General features: G+C 44.1%; 22 protein-coding genes. 20 read left to right on the forward strand and 2 right to left on the reverse strand.

Annotation, left to right across the window (positions count from 1 at the left end; genetic code table 11):
* Window positions 1–13 precede the first annotated feature (13 nt).
* Window positions 14–1,384, reverse strand: coding sequence for a magnesium transporter (gene mgtE, locus AC1DE7_RS12890; RefSeq protein ID WP_127549853.1), 1,371 nt, complete (start codon window positions 1,382–1,384; stop codon window positions 14–16).
* Between the two features lie 190 nt (window positions 1,385–1,574).
* Between mgtE and AC1DE7_RS12895 the strand changes: the two genes are divergently transcribed.
* From AC1DE7_RS12895 to AC1DE7_RS12955, 13 genes are all read left to right on the forward strand, one after another.
* Window positions 1,575–2,279, forward strand: a complete 705-nt coding sequence (locus tag AC1DE7_RS12895; protein WP_076252888.1) for a DNA alkylation repair protein — start codon at window positions 1,575–1,577, stop codon at window positions 2,277–2,279.
* Between the two features lie 42 nt (window positions 2,280–2,321).
* Window positions 2,322–2,876: a methylated-DNA--[protein]-cysteine S-methyltransferase gene (locus tag AC1DE7_RS12900; protein WP_076329125.1), complete on the forward strand. Its 555-nt coding sequence runs from the start codon at window positions 2,322–2,324 to the stop codon at window positions 2,874–2,876.
* Between the two features lie 219 nt (window positions 2,877–3,095).
* Window positions 3,096–4,322 (forward strand): amidohydrolase, encoded by a 1,227-nt coding sequence (locus tag AC1DE7_RS12905; RefSeq protein ID WP_477534593.1) that lies wholly within the window; start codon window positions 3,096–3,098, stop codon window positions 4,320–4,322.
* A 128-nt stretch (window positions 4,323–4,450) separates the two neighbouring features.
* Window positions 4,451–4,861: a GNAT family N-acetyltransferase gene (locus tag AC1DE7_RS12910; protein WP_405157754.1), complete on the forward strand. Its 411-nt coding sequence runs from the start codon at window positions 4,451–4,453 to the stop codon at window positions 4,859–4,861.
* A gap of 26 nt (window positions 4,862–4,887) precedes the next feature.
* Window positions 4,888–5,343 (forward strand): GNAT family N-acetyltransferase, encoded by a 456-nt coding sequence (locus AC1DE7_RS12915; protein WP_477534504.1) that lies wholly within the window; start codon window positions 4,888–4,890, stop codon window positions 5,341–5,343.
* Window positions 5,344–5,360: 17 nt separating this feature from the next.
* The gene (locus AC1DE7_RS12920; protein ID WP_076252886.1) at window positions 5,361–5,789 is read left to right on the forward strand and encodes a GNAT family N-acetyltransferase; all 429 of its coding nucleotides are present in this window, start codon (window positions 5,361–5,363) and stop codon (window positions 5,787–5,789) included.
* 41 nt (window positions 5,790–5,830) lie between these two features.
* Window positions 5,831–6,532 carry a DUF1361 domain-containing protein gene (locus AC1DE7_RS12925; RefSeq protein WP_477534505.1) on the forward strand — a complete coding sequence of 234 codons (702 nt, stop codon included), beginning with the start codon at window positions 5,831–5,833 and terminating at the stop codon, window positions 6,530–6,532.
* 39 nt (window positions 6,533–6,571) lie between these two features.
* The gene (locus tag AC1DE7_RS12930) at window positions 6,572–7,201 is read left to right on the forward strand and encodes a hypothetical protein (protein ID WP_477534506.1); all 630 of its coding nucleotides are present in this window, start codon (window positions 6,572–6,574) and stop codon (window positions 7,199–7,201) included.
* Between the two features lie 420 nt (window positions 7,202–7,621).
* Window positions 7,622–8,566, forward strand: a complete 945-nt coding sequence (locus AC1DE7_RS12935) for a GNAT family N-acetyltransferase (protein WP_282320480.1) — start codon at window positions 7,622–7,624, stop codon at window positions 8,564–8,566.
* Complete coding sequence (locus AC1DE7_RS12940) at window positions 8,563–9,303, forward strand: metallophosphoesterase family protein (RefSeq protein ID WP_282320481.1); 741 nt, start codon at window positions 8,563–8,565, stop codon at window positions 9,301–9,303. The genes AC1DE7_RS12935 and AC1DE7_RS12940 overlap by 4 nt, the downstream gene beginning before the upstream one ends.
* 34 nt (window positions 9,304–9,337) lie before the next feature.
* Window positions 9,338–9,487 carry a hypothetical protein gene (locus AC1DE7_RS12945; RefSeq protein WP_477534507.1) on the forward strand — a complete coding sequence of 50 codons (150 nt, stop codon included), beginning with the start codon at window positions 9,338–9,340 and terminating at the stop codon, window positions 9,485–9,487.
* Window positions 9,488–9,504: 17 nt separating this feature from the next.
* A complete protein-coding gene (locus AC1DE7_RS12950; RefSeq protein WP_477534508.1) occupies window positions 9,505–9,963 on the forward strand; it encodes an NUDIX hydrolase in 459 nt (152 codons plus the stop codon).
* Window positions 9,964–9,980: 17 nt separating this feature from the next.
* Window positions 9,981–10,508 (forward strand): DinB family protein, encoded by a 528-nt coding sequence (locus AC1DE7_RS12955; protein ID WP_477534509.1) that lies wholly within the window; start codon window positions 9,981–9,983, stop codon window positions 10,506–10,508.
* Between the two features lie 67 nt (window positions 10,509–10,575).
* Here AC1DE7_RS12955 and AC1DE7_RS12960 read toward each other — a convergent pair whose 3' ends face one another.
* Complete coding sequence (locus tag AC1DE7_RS12960) at window positions 10,576–11,481, reverse strand: ArsR/SmtB family transcription factor (protein ID WP_477534510.1); 906 nt, start codon at window positions 11,479–11,481, stop codon at window positions 10,576–10,578.
* Window positions 11,482–11,661: 180 nt separating this feature from the next.
* Here AC1DE7_RS12960 and AC1DE7_RS12965 point away from each other — a divergent pair, with 180 nt between their 5' ends.
* The 7 genes from AC1DE7_RS12965 to AC1DE7_RS12995 all read left to right on the forward strand — a co-directional run bounded on the left by AC1DE7_RS12965 (window position 11,662) and on the right by AC1DE7_RS12995 (window position 16,394).
* Window positions 11,662–13,152: a glycoside hydrolase family 43 protein gene (locus AC1DE7_RS12965; protein ID WP_477534511.1), complete on the forward strand. Its 1,491-nt coding sequence runs from the start codon at window positions 11,662–11,664 to the stop codon at window positions 13,150–13,152.
* 152 nt (window positions 13,153–13,304) lie between these two features.
* Window positions 13,305–13,850: a GrpB family protein gene (locus AC1DE7_RS12970; protein ID WP_477534512.1), complete on the forward strand. Its 546-nt coding sequence runs from the start codon at window positions 13,305–13,307 to the stop codon at window positions 13,848–13,850.
* A 41-nt stretch (window positions 13,851–13,891) separates the two neighbouring features.
* Window positions 13,892–14,314, forward strand: coding sequence for a hypothetical protein (locus tag AC1DE7_RS12975; protein ID WP_477534513.1), 423 nt, complete (start codon window positions 13,892–13,894; stop codon window positions 14,312–14,314).
* A gap of 30 nt (window positions 14,315–14,344) precedes the next feature.
* Window positions 14,345–14,866, forward strand: coding sequence for a cysteine hydrolase family protein (locus AC1DE7_RS12980; RefSeq protein ID WP_477534514.1), 522 nt, complete (start codon window positions 14,345–14,347; stop codon window positions 14,864–14,866).
* A gap of 47 nt (window positions 14,867–14,913) precedes the next feature.
* Window positions 14,914–15,348: a hypothetical protein gene (locus AC1DE7_RS12985; protein WP_477534515.1), complete on the forward strand. Its 435-nt coding sequence runs from the start codon at window positions 14,914–14,916 to the stop codon at window positions 15,346–15,348.
* A gap of 12 nt (window positions 15,349–15,360) precedes the next feature.
* Window positions 15,361–15,639 carry a hypothetical protein gene (locus AC1DE7_RS12990; RefSeq protein WP_036617151.1) on the forward strand — a complete coding sequence of 93 codons (279 nt, stop codon included), beginning with the start codon at window positions 15,361–15,363 and terminating at the stop codon, window positions 15,637–15,639.
* Window positions 15,640–15,914: 275 nt separating this feature from the next.
* Window positions 15,915–16,394: a DinB family protein gene (locus tag AC1DE7_RS12995; RefSeq protein WP_127549878.1), complete on the forward strand. Its 480-nt coding sequence runs from the start codon at window positions 15,915–15,917 to the stop codon at window positions 16,392–16,394.
* The last annotated feature ends 19 nt before the right edge of the window (window positions 16,395–16,413 follow it).

The raw sequence follows: 16,413 nt of genomic DNA on the forward strand, positions 1-16,413 counted from the left end.
ATGCACAACTTAGTTACATTAAGGCATCGAGGAAACGTGTGGCGATGCCAAAATAGATAAACAGGGACAAGATATCATTCAATGTGGTGATTAACGGGCCAGAGGCAACAGCCGGGTCGACTTTGAAACGACTAAGCAGAAGCGGGATGCATGTACCGGTCAGTGTACCAATGACCAGAGTGAGGAACAGAGATACCCCAATAATGGCGCCCAGTAGCCAGTCCCCTTGCCAGAAATAAGCGATGACGGTGATCAGCAATCCACATACCAAGCCGATCATTATGCCTACCTTGATCTCCCGACCAATCAGTGCGAGTACGGTGGCTTTGTCGAGCTTGCGTCCGATCAGTCCGCGTACCACAACAGCCAGAGACTGCGTTCCTGTGTTACCGGTCATACCTGCGATCATCGGCATGAAAAATGCCAATGCCACAACCTGATTGAGTGTATCCTCAAAGAAATCCACAATACTTCCCGAGATTAGACCAATCAATAGAAGCAAGATGAGCCAGGGAAGCCTGCGTCTGACGGCCACGAGTGGTTTGGTATCAAAGTCGATATCCTTGCTACCGCCCCCCATCTTGGCCAAATCTTCACTGGCTTCATCCATAATAATATCGATGACATCATCCATCTGAATGATACCGCATAACCTGTGATTTTCATCCACCACCGGAAGTGCAATAAACTCATAACGCTGTAGAAGCTGTGCTGCTTCTTCCTGGTCCATATCTACCGTTGCATGGATCACCCGCCGGGTCATCAGTTCTTCAACCTGGGTCTTATCGTCAGCCAGGGCAAGGGATCGATAACTCACGACACCGACCAGTTTACCTTCATTATCGGTTACATAGAGATAACTGGAGGCTGAGATATGCATGGTACCTTGCGATTGTCGTAAGGCTTCCTTGGCTGTCTCATGAGCGAGCAGGGTCCGATATTGATCTGTCATGATCCGTCCAGCCGTCTCCGGCGGGTAATTAAGCACGGATCGGATAATGGCAGAGTGGTCCAGATTCATGTTGGACAGCAATTCTTCTCTGCGTTTGGCAGGTAAATCGTGCATGAACCGAATCAGATCACTTTTGTCCATCTGCTGCATGACTTCAAGTGTTCGTTCCGGCCCAAGTCGTTCAAACAGTTGAATCTGTTCGTGCAGCTTCAAGGTCTCGGCGAGATCCGCCAGAGCATCGGGTTTGAATAGGAGCAGAAACCGATTGGTTTCTTCTTCAGGGAACTTTTTATATACGAGTGAGAGGTCGTAGGGATGTAGTTCTTTCACCAATTTATAGAAATCGGGAAGGTTCCGGGATTGTACATGTTGCACGAGTTGTTCGGTGATCTCCTCCACGGAGAAATCTTTCTTGGTATGAGGTCTGTTCATATCGACACTCCTTTCTGAATGATCAACTTCATATTTTTAAACGGAATGGGTTGAAAGTCAAACAACGAAGGGAAAAAGGGAGCGCCAAAAATAATATTGTAATCTTGCTCACCTATTCGATATGGGCTTACAAACAGCCGCTTCAAGGATATACTTGTTGTACAGAAACAGACGAGGAGGACATGCGCTAGTGGAAGTAGATATCAGAACACAATTGCTCAGCATGGTTGAGCCGGAGTATCAAAAATTCTCGGCCGCACTTATTCCCAACATCACGAATGTACTTGGTGTAAGGTTGCCAGCCTTACGAAAAATTGCCAAGCAGCTTGCCGCCGGGGACTGGCGCACGTATCTGGAAACGGCAGAGGATGAATATTTTGAAGAAGTGATGTTGCAAGCGATGGTCATTGGACATGTACAGGCTGATCTGGACGAGCTGTTAAAGGCTATTGAAACATTTGTACCGAAGATTGACAACTGGTCGGTGTGTGACAGCTTCTGTGCGGGACTGAAATATACGAAGGTCCATTCGGAGTCCATGTGGGCGTTCTTGCAGCCGTATCTGAGATCAGATCAGGAATATGAAATCCGGTTTGGTGTGGTAATGCTGTTGAATTTTTATCTTAATGAGCGATATATCGATCAGGTTCTATCTGCATTGGATCAGATTAGGCACGAGGCGTATTATGTGAAAATGGCAGTTGCTTGGGCCATCTCAATGGCTTATGTGAAACAACCTGAGGTGACTATGCGTTATTTGAACCGTAATACCCTGGATGATTTTACGTATAATAAGGCACTTCAGAAAATCACGGAATCTTATCGCGTTGATCCAGAGAGCAAGCAAATGATCCGCAGTATGAAACGTAAGGTGAAGAAGCAGATTACCTCCTAGTTCTAGCATTAAGCATTCCACCAGGGAGAGGGCGGTAAACGAATGAGAAAAAAGTTGATGTACACCACGATGCAGTTGGACGGTCGTCCATGGGTGCTGCTCGCTACGGAACAGGGGTTGTGCCGAGTGGTCATGCCCAACGAAACACTGGAGGACTGGAACGGCTGGATACAGAAAGTTGCACCTGGCGTGGAACTGGAAGAGAACGAGGATGCTCTGAAACAAACAGGTATGATGGATTGGTTGCAGTCCTATTTTGCAGGAGAATTGATGGCTTATACAGATGCAATCCCACTGGACTTGATCGGAACGAATTTCCAACAGGAGGTATGGAGAGAGCTAGGGCGTGTGCCTTATGGTGAAATTCGGACCTATGGTGATATAGCTGCTGCGATTGGAAGACCTTCAGCTGTGCGAGCAGTTGGGGCTGCCAATGGGGCCAATCCAATTCCGGTTCTGTTACCATGCCACCGCATTATTGGGGCTAATCGCAAGCTGACCGGGTTCCGTGGAGGCCTGGAGATGAAGCGCAGACTGCTGGATATCGAACAGATTGAAGGCGTGACCGATGGAGGGCATGCGCGGTTTCATTTTTAATAGACTCACGTAATCAAGAAGATTAAGGTGAGTGGACGGGGCAGGCACGTATTGTGCCTGTTTTTTTTACATGTATTAAGTAGAGTAATACAAACGTTCCGCATATGGAACACCAACGTTTTACGTATTTTTGCCCGGTGAAACCGTATGGTACCATGGATCATAGATCAATCGGTATCCGGGGGACGTAATGCCGGGTAAGAAAAGAGGGATGACATGATGAAGCAGGCTTATTGGTTAACAAACGTGACTGTGGAGCGGAGTTATGTTCGGGAGGGAGAACAGGTGATGGGGACACGGACAAGCCCCGCTCATCTGCGGATTAAAGATGGAGTGATCGCAGAGATTGTGGAAGGAAACAACCCGTTATCTAGCGATCTACCACAAGTAGATGGCAAGGGACTTCTGCTGTTGCCTTCGTTCGAGGAGGCACATATTCATCTGGATAAAACTTACTACGATGGGCCGTGGACAGCCGTTAAGCGTATCTCCAGTATTTTCGAACGTATTGAAGAAGAAAAGGTTCTGTTGCCCAAGTTGCTACCAGATGCAACGCGTCAAGCGGAGAGTATTCTGACCTTGATCCAGGGGTACGGCTCCACTCATGTTCGTAGTCATTGCAATATTGAACCCGTCAGTGGCTTGAAAAGACTGGAAGCGACGCGGCAGGCTCTGGAATCATTTTCGGGCAAAATCGCTTCGGAGATTGTGGCTTTCCCGCAGCATGGACTGCTTCGCTCCCATTCAGTGGAGCTTATGGGCCAAGCGATGAAGGAAGGTGCAACGCATGTGGGCGGACTTGATCCTCATACGGTGGACGAACAGATCGAGAAATCACTGAACGCCATGGTTGAACTGGCTGTTCAGCACCAGGCGGGCATCGATATTCATCTGCATGATGGCGGGCAGGCCGGCAAACAAACGCTGTTGGAACTCACAAATCTGACCGAAGCAGCAGGGCTTCAGGGTAAAGTTACGGTCAGTCATGCGTTCTGGTTCGCCCGCGCAGAGCAGCAGGAAGCAGAAGATATGGCGCAGCGAATGGCCTCGCTTGGGATGAGCATTGCTTCCACGGTGCCCATTGGCAGAACGATGATGCCTCTTCCCATGCTCCACCGTATGGGTGTGAACGTGAAGCTGGCCACAGATAGCCTGACGGATCACTGGTCTCCTTTTGGCAATGGGGATATGCTTGAGAAAGCGGGACGATTCGCAGAACTGTACGGATATAGCGACGAACTGTCCTTGTCTCAATCTTTGGCATGGGTAACAGGCGGGATTACACCGCTGGATTCACAAGGGGAACAAGTCTGGCCGAAGGTAGGCGACACCGCGAGTTTTGTATTGGTGCATGCGAGTTGTTCGGCGGAAGCCGTTGCGCGGCGATCTGCGCGGCAGGCCGTATGGTACAAGGGGCAATTGGTCAGTGGATCAACAGCGGATTGAGGGAAATAGAGCGGGTGCAGCCACGGGAAACCGTGGTTTTTTGGCATGGGAGAAAAAGAGGAAAGAACTGTTCGCATATACCACATTTTGGGTTATGATGGACGTAGTTAATGAAGGGAGTATTACAAATGAAGATTAAGTATGCAACGGAAGCTGACTACGACTACATCATTGAAAGAGATCGGCATATCCATCAGCCACTTGTGAAAACGAAGATTAGTGAGAAAGAAATATTCATCCTATGGGACGAGGACGAGGGATCAAGAGTTGGATGGATGAGGTACGGGTACTTTTGGGATAACCTTCCCTTCATGAATATGATCTGGATTGATGAACCCTATCGAAACGGCGGATATGGCAAAAAAGTGGTACATCACTGGGAAAATCTAATGAAGCAACAAGGCTTTGATACGGTGATGACTTCAACGCAATCAGACGAACATGCCCAACATTTCTATCGAAAGCTGGGGTATGTTGATGCAGGGGCTCTATTGCTGGATACACAACCTTTGGAGATTATATTGATCAAGAAAATCTAGTAAATAAGCTGCAAGGAGAGATGATTGTGGATGTGAAAAAAGTAAGCCTACAACCCATAACCAAAGAAAATGAACTCGAGTGCATCCACCTTAAACCACGGGAAGATCAGCTAGATTTGGTAGCTAGCAATGCGGATTCATTGATGCATGCGATGAAGGAAATTACGTCCAAGCCGTACGGCATTTTGGCAGAGGATCAGATGGTAGGTTTTATTTTATTTGATAACGAGATCTACAATGACGGGTATTACTGGATTCTGCGCTTCATGATTGATGAGAAGTACCAGGGGAAGGGTTACGGCAAACTTGCTATTCAAGAAGTGGTTCGTATGTTGCAAGAGAGAAGTGACTGCCAGCAAATCAGGGTATCCCATGTTCCACATAACATTGCGGCAAATGCGCTGTACAAAAGTTGCGGATTTCAGGACACGGGTGAATTCGAGGACAACGGTGATATCATTTTAAGTTATCAAGTGAGGTAACAGGGAGGGGAAGCTTGATGATAAGAGAGGCAGAAGCTAGGGATGCAGCGGTTATTGAAAGACTGTATAAAGAATTATTGCCAAACAACTTAAACACGAAGGTACTGGCGGAACGGATTGAAGAGGTTCGGAATAACCCAAACAGTTTCTTGTTTGTGTATGAACTGGGTGATCAGGTGATCGGCACAGCTCATTTACATATTTGTCTGGATGCTTTGGTGGAAAATAGACCATTCGGCGTAGTTGAGCGGGTTATCATTACGGAACATGTGCAGAGCAAGGGATATGGATCTGAATTGATGAAACATATAGAGCATGTATGTGTGCAGAAAAATTGTGTGAAGGTGTTTCTTACGAGCGGATCATCCAGAAACGAAGCACATCACTTTTATACGAAATTGGGGTACAACGGAGAATCCAGCAAGGCATTTAAAAAGTATTTATAACTTATAACATTCATCAAGGAAAAGGAAGTAGAAGCAAAGAAATGAAAGATAACAAACATCCGGTTCAAGATCTCCGACTCATCGTTACCTTGCTCGTGGCTACTTTTTGTTGTCTAGGTGTTGTGATGTATTTACGTGCCCAATCAGATACGAATATGTATCGATTTTTAAGTTGGGACATGTTCCTGGCATGGGTACCCTTCATCATCTCATCCTGCATTAGATACATATTTAATAAGAAATTAACCACAACGAGCATGATATGTATGGGGCTGATGTGTGGAGTATGGCTCTTTTTTCTGCCCAATGCGGCCTACCTTTTTACGGAGATTCTGCATTCATTCAGATATTTTGATGCTCAAGGGGAAGTTAGATTTTGGGTTAATATTGATTTTTGGTATGGACTCACCCTGACGTTTGCCGTAGCGATCATCGGATTGTTGCTCTCGACTTGTTCGATCAATCAAATCCACGGCATGTTAAACAAATTAGTAAATAAGTACATTAGCATGATGGTTGTCGGTGTTATTTTGCTATTGAGCAGTATAGGGGTCTACATTGGTAGATTTAATCGGTGGAATTCGTGGGATATATTATCCCGACCTGGGAAGATCTTTGTGGATCTTGTGAATGATTTTAATGCAGCGAACAGCATAATGGTTGAGTTTGTTGTCATTGTATTTGCGGTTCAACTTTTTGGATACGTTATTATATCCTTGCTAACCGCAAGGTCGGGCAACTAATTATTCCATTTGAAAGGGTAAAGGAGGCAGTATCACACGATGGGTAATCTTAATTTTATCGATAAACTTCCTCACATTAGTGAATGCAAACAGATTCTAAAGGCAGCAGCTATGCTGGATGCCATTTTGATGCCGGAATGGGAGTACAGGTATTACTCGTATAATTCCCAGTGGGACACGAATGAGCAAATGGCATCCATGAGAGATGGGCAAGGAGATCATTATTTTGCAATATTCAGTCCGAATGGGCTGATTATTAAAGGCTTTGATAAAGAGTATACACTTCAGCATAAGGTTGATAGGAGTGAGGTGGTAAAAAGCGTTCCAGAAGCATTTAATACTTTTGTGGTAGAGCCGGCATTTGTAATGGATCAGACGACGTTCTGTATCTGGAGTGTGGCGGATCAGGAAGGGTGGTCTGCAGGCACGGAGCTTGGGGATCATGAATACGAACTGTTAGAGATTTTGGTAGGCGGCGCGAAATATTATCATGCTTGGGCACAGGATTACTACGAGATAGCGTTGGATATCAATCTGGTTGAACAGGTATTTGATATGAAGCCGATCGATGAGGTCTTACTACAGCAATTAAATGATGAACTGAAATTAAGTGATATCGAAGGTGAAATTGAAGAAATTGGATACCCGGATAAGGATATGAAGGTATGAAGGCGATAGCCTAGGAAATCACGGAAGAATTATTGGCTGTGATGGATATGTACCAAAGAATCGCGCGGCAATTGATCGACCAACCGATATTGGAAACCGATCAGCCTGATCGGGCGGAAATTCTCGAAGGTGCGTACCATTTGCTGACCAATGCGGATGTAATCCACGGAGAAGAAGAATTAACGGGAAATTGGTATTTTGATGTTCACGGCGAGCACTGTATGTTCAAGAATACAGAAACAGGGCAGACAATAGAGGTTTTCCTTGGTAGTCTTCGTATTTCGAGAATCCGTTTAAGGACATGTTGGATTTCTTCGAACGTATGGAGGCACAGCATGTGTTAATTCATGTTCACGGGGTGGCGTATAGAAAAATGATTTGATTGCTTGCCATTTAATTAAAACTGAGGAGGAATTACATATGGGGTTAACTGAGTGGTCTACAGATATTCTTCAATATGATCTGTCGGATGAATATTCGATTCGCAAAGCTGATTTTGCCGAATGGGGATTATATTGCACGGTTTATTATGATATGCGTTATGTCGGATTTTTCAGGGAAGAAGAGTTCAGTTCTTCCAAGATCAGTGCCTACTGGATTTACAAGGGGGAAAGCAAAATAGGGGGCGTGAGAATGGAGCCTAACCGGATGTATCATTTGTTTTTTATCCCGCCATTCCAGCAGTGCTTTGATGTATTGAAGCTTCTGAAGCATAAATTATTACAGTGGTCGGATCGCACCAAACGTATTCTGACCTTTGAGATTCTTCCAGACCAAGTTGATCTATATGCAAGAGCTGGATTCTGGCCAGTGGAGTTTAAATGTCGCTGGATGCAGCGGCCTACAGATCACTTTGAAATCGAATGGGACAGCAGGGTAACCGTGAAGAGTCCAGAGATTATTGAAAGTGAAACCGGCAATAGAAAATATGTGAATGAAGATGAAATTGCTCAATGTGACCTGGAGAGTTTTGCAGGAAGTCTTGAAGCTACACGAAGAAAACATACCACGCTTGCAGATTTTATACCAAGTGATGACCCTAATTATACCAATGAAATTCTGACCGAAGCGTCCACGCTTGTATATGACAAGGAAACGGGACAGCTTATTGCAAATTGTCGCTTGTGCTTGCAAGATAATCAGGCTGCTGTGTATAGCATAGGTGTTCGTCCGGCCTATAGAGGCAGAGGTCTGGCTACGCTGATGTTACAGAGAGCACTAAATGAACTTAAGGGTAAGTATCCCGTTTTACGCTTGTATGTGATGCAAGGAAATGATGCGGAGTCCGTGTATCTGAATCTGGGCTTTATTCCGGGTGTGCAGGAGATTCAGACGATGTATATTCCTGAGGAGGAATCACAATGAAGGTTGCCATCTTAACCGATATTCATGGGAATGTTCCTGCGCTTCAAGCGGTATTGGTTGATATCGATTCCAGAGGAGACATTGAGCATACATTTTGTTTGGGGGATATGATCGGTATTGGCCCGTACTCCAATGAAGTGATCGAGATGTTGTACAGCCGCGAAAATATGATAGCAATTTCAGGGAATCACGAAGAGGCCGTATTGAGTTTGCTTCAAAATAAGGGTCCATTAGAAGGGCACAAAGGGATGGCCGAGCATCACGAATGGATTGGTCGGCATTTGAGTGCAGAATCGATCAAGAAAATTCAAGCTCTACCGAAATTCGTTGAAAAAGAGGTAGAAGGACATCGGTTCCTTTTGACTCACTATCATATGAACAACGACAAGTTGGATGTCATCGATAAAGAACCATCCAGGACCAAATTGGATGCAAGATATCAGGGAACGGCCCATGATTTGGTTTGTTTTGGTCATTATCATATTCTTCATTATTATAAGACAGATCAAAGAGTATATATGAATCCGGGCGCTCTAGGCTGTAACGATCTTGCCATAGCTAGATATGGCATTGTGGATCTCCAAGAGGGCAAAGTGGACGTGAAATTCATTGGCGTTCCATATGACAACATGGAGTATCTTCAATCGTATGAACGGTTGAACGTTCCGGATCGGGCTTTTATTTTGAAGGCATTCCATGGGAATCAGTTGGAGAGAGAGGATAGTGAACGTTCGTAGCAATGTGCTGCTACTTTGGAAAGGAGAGATATACATGGGAATGATCATTATGTTGGTGGTGTATCTGTTCCTCGGTATTTATGTTGTGAAAGTTGGAATAGATAACTCCAAAAATAGCCAGCACACCAAAGACATATTATCAGAGTTAAGGGAAATTAAGGAACTGTTGAAAGAACGAGGGTAAAGAGGAGGGGTGTACTTGTGTCTCGAGCACCATTTCAAATATTAGTTTTTCCTTATATCAGGTTGAAAGATTCAAATGATTATGCATACGCTATCTTTCGAAGATCAAGAGAAGGTTACTGGCAGGGCATAGCTGGGGGAGGGGAAGATGAAGAAAAACCATTAGAAGCAGCTATGAGAGAAGCATTTGAAGAGGCGGGAATCCCTTTAAATAGTAAATACAGGAGTCTTAATTCAAGCTCGACTCGCTCCGTGGTAGATGTGGTTGGTTATTTTAAGTGGGGACCTGATACATTTGTTATTCCTGAGTATTGCTTTGGAGTAGAACTAGATGAAATGGATCTGTCTTTATCCAATGAGCACTCAGAATATAAATGGGTGGCTTATGAAGAAGCTCGTGAAATACTTAAATGGGATAGTAATAGAGTAGCGATCTGGGAATTGCATCAAAGACTGATCAGAGAGTCATCGAAATAGACATGTGGAGGGATGCTATGATTTACGATCTACAAGGTGAAGCCAACATGTCACCAGTTGTGGGGATGTTATTTTCTGCTGTAACAGAAAATAGCCAAAGACTTAAATCAATTACAGAAGGTATGTCGCAAGAAGAGGTAGATTACAAAGGGGAAAAGAACCAGTTTAATAGTACAGCTCAATTAATACGACATATTATGTTTGTTGATATGAATTGGGTTTATAGAATAAAGGGATCTGTCCTTCCACAGTCATTAATAGAGCAATATGGTCCCATGACTGATGAAAATAATAGACTTCCGCTGGTTCAAGATGTGTCACGTGACACACTTATCTCTCAATATGAGGGTGTATTAACCCTTCTGAAAGAAACATGCACACAAGTAGCAGATGCTGACCTAGATCGAGTAGTTACTTTTGGACATCAGAACGAAAAACAAGCTACGGTACGTTGGGGATTATGGCATATGGCTGACCATAACCGTTATCATCAAGCTCAAATTAATCAGCTAAGAAAGTGGTTCCAAACACAGAATGATTGCTAACACATAGACAGGTTATTTTTCTAAATGCCAGATCTGATGATATCACCACCTCCCCTCAGCGGGTACTTCAGATCTGAAGTACACGTATAACAATATCCTGATCATGGTTACCAAAACCGGCACCATAGATCGTTAATCCCCCTACGTTGGGGCTTTCTTCGTCAACCGTGAAGCGTAGCGTCCAGAACGGTTCGTCTAGTTTGACATCTTTGAGAGTAATGTCTGACATCCGCTCACCATCCATATAGGTACCGGAACCATCAATACGAATGGTCTTTAATAATCCATACTGATTCACATTACGATGCCACCATTCTGGTGTATATTTGCCGCGTGCTGCTCTGCCAAAGTCGGCAGGGCTTGTCCACGTTCCGAGAGAAACGCCATTGAAGGTGAAACGAATATCCGAAGGCCAATGATCTCGCAATCCCGGAGCTTCAGAGGCTAGTTCCATCGAAATTTCAATAGCATCGGTGGTCTGATCCGGTAGTACAAAGTTAGGTGTTTTATATTCAACATAGCCCTTCCCAAACCACAAGATAGCGGCGTGAACACGCTCGGGATCAAGGAAGTAACGCGGATCATCCCATACGCCGATCTCTTTCTCAAGTGTTCCTAGCCCACAGGTAGGGTGGATATCAAAAGCAGTGTAGTGTCCCACGGCTATCGTCTGTTCTCTGGTTCGTGAAGTTTGGCTTGCGGACGGTAGCTCGATCTCAATCTGATTTTGTTTGAGGTAACATAATTTGTGCGTCCCTCCGTTGATCCGAACTCGTCTGCTGCCAATTAGACCCGCATCCTCCAGTTTGCGAATATGCATCGTGACAATGGAGGGGCTAAGCTCTAATACTGCCGCAATATCCTTCACATTCATTTCGCGATCTGCAATCATATCCATGATTCTCCATCTGACCTCACTTGCCAGCGCCTCATATAAAGGAAGGAACTGGGGCTCCCCATTTGCTTTAATCATCTGTACAACTCCCTACACTCAATATTTTAAAATCACATATATATTAATTTAATAAAATTAACTCCAAGATGCAATTCAGATTCATTGCAAGTTTACACCCGATGGTGTTTAATTTTTGTAGTTGTTACGAAGTTGAATTCTTATATTTGTGAATTTTATAATAAGAGATGGAGTGGAGTAATGAAATACAATAACCCTGTTGTAAAAGGTTTTTATCCAGACCCTAGTGTGGTTAAGGTGCACGATACATACTATATGGTGTGTAGTTCTTTTCAATATTTTCCGTGTGTCCCGCTCTTTGAAAGCAAGGATCTGCTGAATTGGAAACAGATTGGTCACTGCCTGACTCGTAAAAGCCAGATTCAGCTAGAGACGGTGAACAGCTCCGGGGGTGTATTTGCCCCAACCATCAGGCACAATAACGGGCGTTTTTATATGGTCACAACCAACGATACGACGCATCAGAATTTCTATGTCTGGACGGATAATATCTACGGAGAATGGTCTGAGCCTATCTATGTGGATCAAGGCGGAATTGATCCCGATTTGTATTTTGAAGATGGAAAAACATTGTTTATGAGTAATGGCGTGGATGATGAAGGCGTTGGCGGAATTGTCCAGTGTGAGCTTGAGATTGAAACTGGCCGCAAACTGACCCCGAGTCGTTCGATATGGAACGGAACGGGTGGACGATATCTGGAAAGTCCGCATCTCTATAAAATGAACGGTTATTATTACCTGCTTGCAGCTGAAGGCGGCACCGAGTATGGTCACATGGTTACGTATGCTCGGGGAACTTCTTCTTCAGGACCGTTCGAAGCCTATGCGCACAATCCAGTTCTAACCAATCGCAATCTGGGCGGGTATGAGGTCCAGGGTGTGGGGCATGGTGATATAGTTCAGGATGATCTGGGGAACTGGTGGCTCTTTCACTTGGGATTTCGACAGATCGGCAGATGGGCTACGTACCATCATTTGGGTCGAGAAGTATTTCTGACTCCAATTACGTTTGGCGAAGACGGATGGTTTACAGCCGGGCATGAAGGAACAACGCTGACGAGTTTTGAGACCAATCGTATCCCAGTTACGGTGATCCAGCAAGATAAGAAGCATTATACGTTTGCAAATACAGACTGGAACCTCGACTGGTGTTACCTTCGTCATCCAAATACAGAGTATTATCAGCTCGAATCAGATAAGCTTACGCTAACAGGGACCGATGTAACGCTGGACGTTCCGGCATCCCCAACATTCATTGGGTTACGTCAAAAAGACTTTAATGCTACGATTTCTGTCGATGTTAGTCTGACGAGTGGAGAAGCCGGGATCACGATCTACATGGATGAGAATCATCATTATGAAGTGGCTATTCGTCAGGAGCAGGACGGTTATAAGGTGATCGAGCGTCTAAATATCGGTGATATCAAATCGAGAGAACATGAAGTGGATCTGGGAAATAAACAGCATGCAACGCTGGTGATCCGCTCAAGCCAAGAACGCTACAGTTTCCTGTTTCAAACAGATGGTGAAGAGATTCTGCTGGGCACGGCACAGACGAGATACCTATCCTCGGAGGTGGCAGGAGGTTTTACAGGCGTACTTATTGGGTTATACGCGAGCGGGCAAGATACTTCAGCTGAGTTTACAAATTTCAAGTGTGATTATCATTAAGAAGTTAAGGGGAGGACCTAAGGGTTCTTCTCTTTTTTTAAAAAAGCTGCTGTTATCTATATGGCATCACTAAATAATCTACATGTAACAAAAGGTTAAAAGAACGTGTTATTTAAATATATAGCTTGATTGGATAACCAAGGAGGAGTTGTATGGAGGATCAATGGAGAATTGCAAAGTATGATCCGGCATGGCGTGATTTGTTTCTCGAAACGGGTTCGAAATTAAGAGAAGCGTTAGGAGAAAAGGCCGTGCGGATTGACCATGTTGGGTCCACTTCAATTGTTGGAATAGATGCCAAACCCATCATAGATATACAAATATCTGTTTCCCAGTATGAAAATTTGTTGGACTACAAACGTGAGATCGAAACCGTCGGATTTGTATTCAGAGCAGAAAATTCAGATAAAACTAAACGTTACTTTCGTGAAGAACCCGGAAGCAGAAGGATACATATACACGTTAGACAGGTAGGCAGTTTCTCCGAGCAGATGACCTTGCTGTTCAGAGACTATTTAAGGGAGCACCCAGAAGATTGTTTGAACTATGCGGAAGAAAAGCACAGACTCATGTCATTGTATAAAGATCAGCGTCCCAAATATGTTGAAGGAAAAGGACCAATGGTGTGGAGCATATTACAGAGAGCACATCGTTGGTCTCAAGAAATCGGATGGCAGCCGGCAAAATCTGACGCATGAGCACATCCAATGGATAGAGATAACTGTATTGGAGTGATGAGATGAACATGGGAAGAAAGCTGATGACAACCGTTCTAACCATCATTTGTTTTACTTTGGCTGCAAGTCTCATATCGATGAATGAAACCTACAGTTTTGATTTTTACATTCTTATTTATTCGATATACGCGACTCCCTTGATCCTGTTGATCGGGCTACCTTTATCGATATTGTTAGACTATCTGCTCAGCCGAATACAATTCCCTAATCATGTGTTGTATCTAAGTACGAGGATATTAGGCTATGCATGTGCTGGAGTTTTAGGCATGTATATTTATTATCTGGTCATGGGCGCAGGAGAAGCAATCTTGGATTTCAAAGAGACGTTAGTTCTGACCTTATTCGGCGTTCTTGCTGCTATTCTATTTGTACTGATTGATATGGGATTGGAAGTTTTGTTAAAGGTACGAAGAAGAAAGAGTTGAATTAAATTGATTTGTTAGGAGGAAAGCAAAATGACAACGCATTGTGCACTTCTAATCATTGACGTACAGCTAGTGATGTTTGATGAAGCAGATCCCGTATATCAGGGGGAACGATTGCTTCAGAAGATCCAGGTGTTAATTGCCAGGGCCCGTGAAGCAGGGCATTCCATCATATATATCCAACACTGCGAAGGGCCAGACAGTCCACTGGAACGAGGAACACAGGGGTGGGACATCCATCCGTCCATTGCACCTAGTGCTGGTGACCTTGTTATCGAAAAAGAGACACCGGATTCGTTTCACAAAACCGATCTGCATCTGAAATTGCAAGATAATGGCGTGAAGGAGTTAGTCCTTACGGGTATGCAGACTGAAGTATGTGTGGACACGACTTGCCGCAGAGCGTTCAGTCTGGGTTACACGGTCAATCTGGTTCAAGATGCGCACAGCACATGGAATTCAAAGACACTTCAAGCGGAGCAGATTATTGAACATCACAATACGGTACTGAGACTGTTTGCCAACGTGGTGGATACGGAGAATGCGCTGTAATGCTAGGAAAACGTAGGCGATTCTGGTTTTTCATAGGTGCGGCAATCATGTTTCTGTATTTTCTAATCACGAGTAACCCTGATCCAAATAAGCCGATTTCGAGAAATCAAGTGATAAGCACAGAGATGAGCATAGTCGTGTACACCAGGACAGGCGACGGTGGAGCACACGTTAGCATAGACAATGTTACGTTAAGTAAAGAGGACATTAGCCGTATAGTCGGTTGGCTGAATGCAGCCCCGGAAACAGCCAAAATACCAGTAGATGATGTCACAGGAAGTATTAGTGCAGGAATTGCTTTGAGATTAAAACATAACGCTGAAATTAAAATTCAATACAATCGGAAACAGATTATTGTATCCACAAAAAGCAGATTTAATAGAGATTCGAAATATATACTTGATCAGAAGGACTTAAGAGACTTTATGGATCAAAAGTTGGAAGGGACATATTTTGGTGAAGATACCGTTAGTGTTGAATAAGGGGGAGATGTATTGACGATTAACAAAAGAATAATGAATCTATCAGCCTGGCTTGCTGTATTAGCCATCCTATGTATTCCTGGAACTTTACATACTGAAGATGGACCGCTCCGAACAGAGTATGGTTTCCCGCTCCGATTCTTTACGGATTATCATTATGCTAATTCTGAGGGAACTATCTGGTTTATATCTGGTATCTATTTAAATGTACTTCTATATTTGTTCAATGTCCTGTTTATTTATGCAGGTATTCATGTAATCTTGTATATAAAAAAGAAATTAACTAAATAAATTGAACTGAATATTTACACGAAACGGAGAGGACAGAAAAAACCTGAAGAAGCGAAGTGTTCGCCTAAAAGCTTTCTGAAAGAAAGCTGCATCGGAAGCATAGGCTTATCCCCGGAGTTTCCCATTATAAAATGAATCAAAAAAATCTGGGGATAACAGCGATCGGAAGGTTGTTCTGTCATCGGAGTGGTAAGTGTAAATATTCGGAGGATACCTTTGCCAATACAGAATTGATCAAATCTCTATGAAAAACATCGATAAAGGGGAATATACCAATGGAAACATTCTTTCATTATAACTGGATGGTGCGTGAGCAATGGTATGTCTGGTGTGAAGATGTACCGCTTGAAGAATTGCTTCGGCCTCGTACGGGCGGAGTAGGCAACATATTACAAACATTATTTCATATCATTGATGTAGAGTGGAGCTGGCTTCAGCTGCTTCAGGGCAAACCGGATGATGCAGAAGATTTTGCAAACTACCAGAATCTTGAGGCGGTAAGGAGACTCGATCGCAAGTTACGTCCTGATGTGGAGGCATTTGTTACAGCCTGGGAGTCGAGTATGGAAAAAAGAGCTTATATTGATCATCGCTCAGCTGGCAAGGCCAGTACAGATTCATGGGGAGAAGTTATGCGACATGTGATCGCCCATGAGATTCACCATATGGGACAGCTGTCGGTATGGGCCAGAGAATTGGGCAAACAGCCAGTATCCGCTAATGTCATTGGCAAAGGCCTGATTATACCTGACTAACAAGGAGAGAGCGGCATGA

The organism is Paenibacillus sp. 10L310, from assembly GCF_056395745.1.

Excerpts from the sequence above, each read along its gene's own strand:
- AC1DE7_RS12930 (WP_477534506.1), top strand. The coding sequence starts at position 6,572 with ATGGGTAATCTTAATTTTATCGATAAACTTCCTCACATTAGTGAATGC.
- AC1DE7_RS12995 (WP_127549878.1), top strand. The coding sequence starts at position 15,915 with ATGGAAACATTCTTTCATTATAACTGGATGGTGCGTGAGCAATGGTAT.
- AC1DE7_RS12910 (WP_405157754.1), top strand. The coding sequence starts at position 4,451 with ATGAAGATTAAGTATGCAACGGAAGCTGACTACGACTACATCATTGAA.
- AC1DE7_RS12920 (WP_076252886.1), top strand. The coding sequence starts at position 5,361 with ATGATAAGAGAGGCAGAAGCTAGGGATGCAGCGGTTATTGAAAGACTG.
- mgtE (WP_127549853.1), bottom strand. The coding sequence starts at position 1,384 with ATGAACAGACCTCATACCAAGAAAGATTTCTCCGTGGAGGAGATCACC.
- AC1DE7_RS12955 (WP_477534509.1), top strand. The coding sequence starts at position 9,981 with ATGATTTACGATCTACAAGGTGAAGCCAACATGTCACCAGTTGTGGGG.
- AC1DE7_RS12975 (WP_477534513.1), top strand. The coding sequence starts at position 13,892 with ATGAACATGGGAAGAAAGCTGATGACAACCGTTCTAACCATCATTTGT.
- AC1DE7_RS12940 (WP_282320481.1), top strand. The coding sequence starts at position 8,563 with ATGAAGGTTGCCATCTTAACCGATATTCATGGGAATGTTCCTGCGCTT.
- AC1DE7_RS12965 (WP_477534511.1), top strand. The coding sequence starts at position 11,662 with ATGAAATACAATAACCCTGTTGTAAAAGGTTTTTATCCAGACCCTAGT.
- AC1DE7_RS12970 (WP_477534512.1), top strand. The coding sequence starts at position 13,305 with ATGGAGGATCAATGGAGAATTGCAAAGTATGATCCGGCATGGCGTGAT.
- AC1DE7_RS12925 (WP_477534505.1), top strand. The coding sequence starts at position 5,831 with ATGAAAGATAACAAACATCCGGTTCAAGATCTCCGACTCATCGTTACC.
- AC1DE7_RS12945 (WP_477534507.1), top strand. The coding sequence starts at position 9,338 with ATGGGAATGATCATTATGTTGGTGGTGTATCTGTTCCTCGGTATTTAT.
- AC1DE7_RS12935 (WP_282320480.1), top strand. The coding sequence starts at position 7,622 with ATGGGGTTAACTGAGTGGTCTACAGATATTCTTCAATATGATCTGTCG.
- AC1DE7_RS12985 (WP_477534515.1), top strand. The coding sequence starts at position 14,914 with ATGTTTCTGTATTTTCTAATCACGAGTAACCCTGATCCAAATAAGCCG.
- AC1DE7_RS12960 (WP_477534510.1), bottom strand. The coding sequence starts at position 11,481 with ATGATTAAAGCAAATGGGGAGCCCCAGTTCCTTCCTTTATATGAGGCG.
- AC1DE7_RS12905 (WP_477534593.1), top strand. The coding sequence starts at position 3,096 with ATGAAGCAGGCTTATTGGTTAACAAACGTGACTGTGGAGCGGAGTTAT.
- AC1DE7_RS12900 (WP_076329125.1), top strand. The coding sequence starts at position 2,322 with ATGAGAAAAAAGTTGATGTACACCACGATGCAGTTGGACGGTCGTCCA.
- AC1DE7_RS12980 (WP_477534514.1), top strand. The coding sequence starts at position 14,345 with ATGACAACGCATTGTGCACTTCTAATCATTGACGTACAGCTAGTGATG.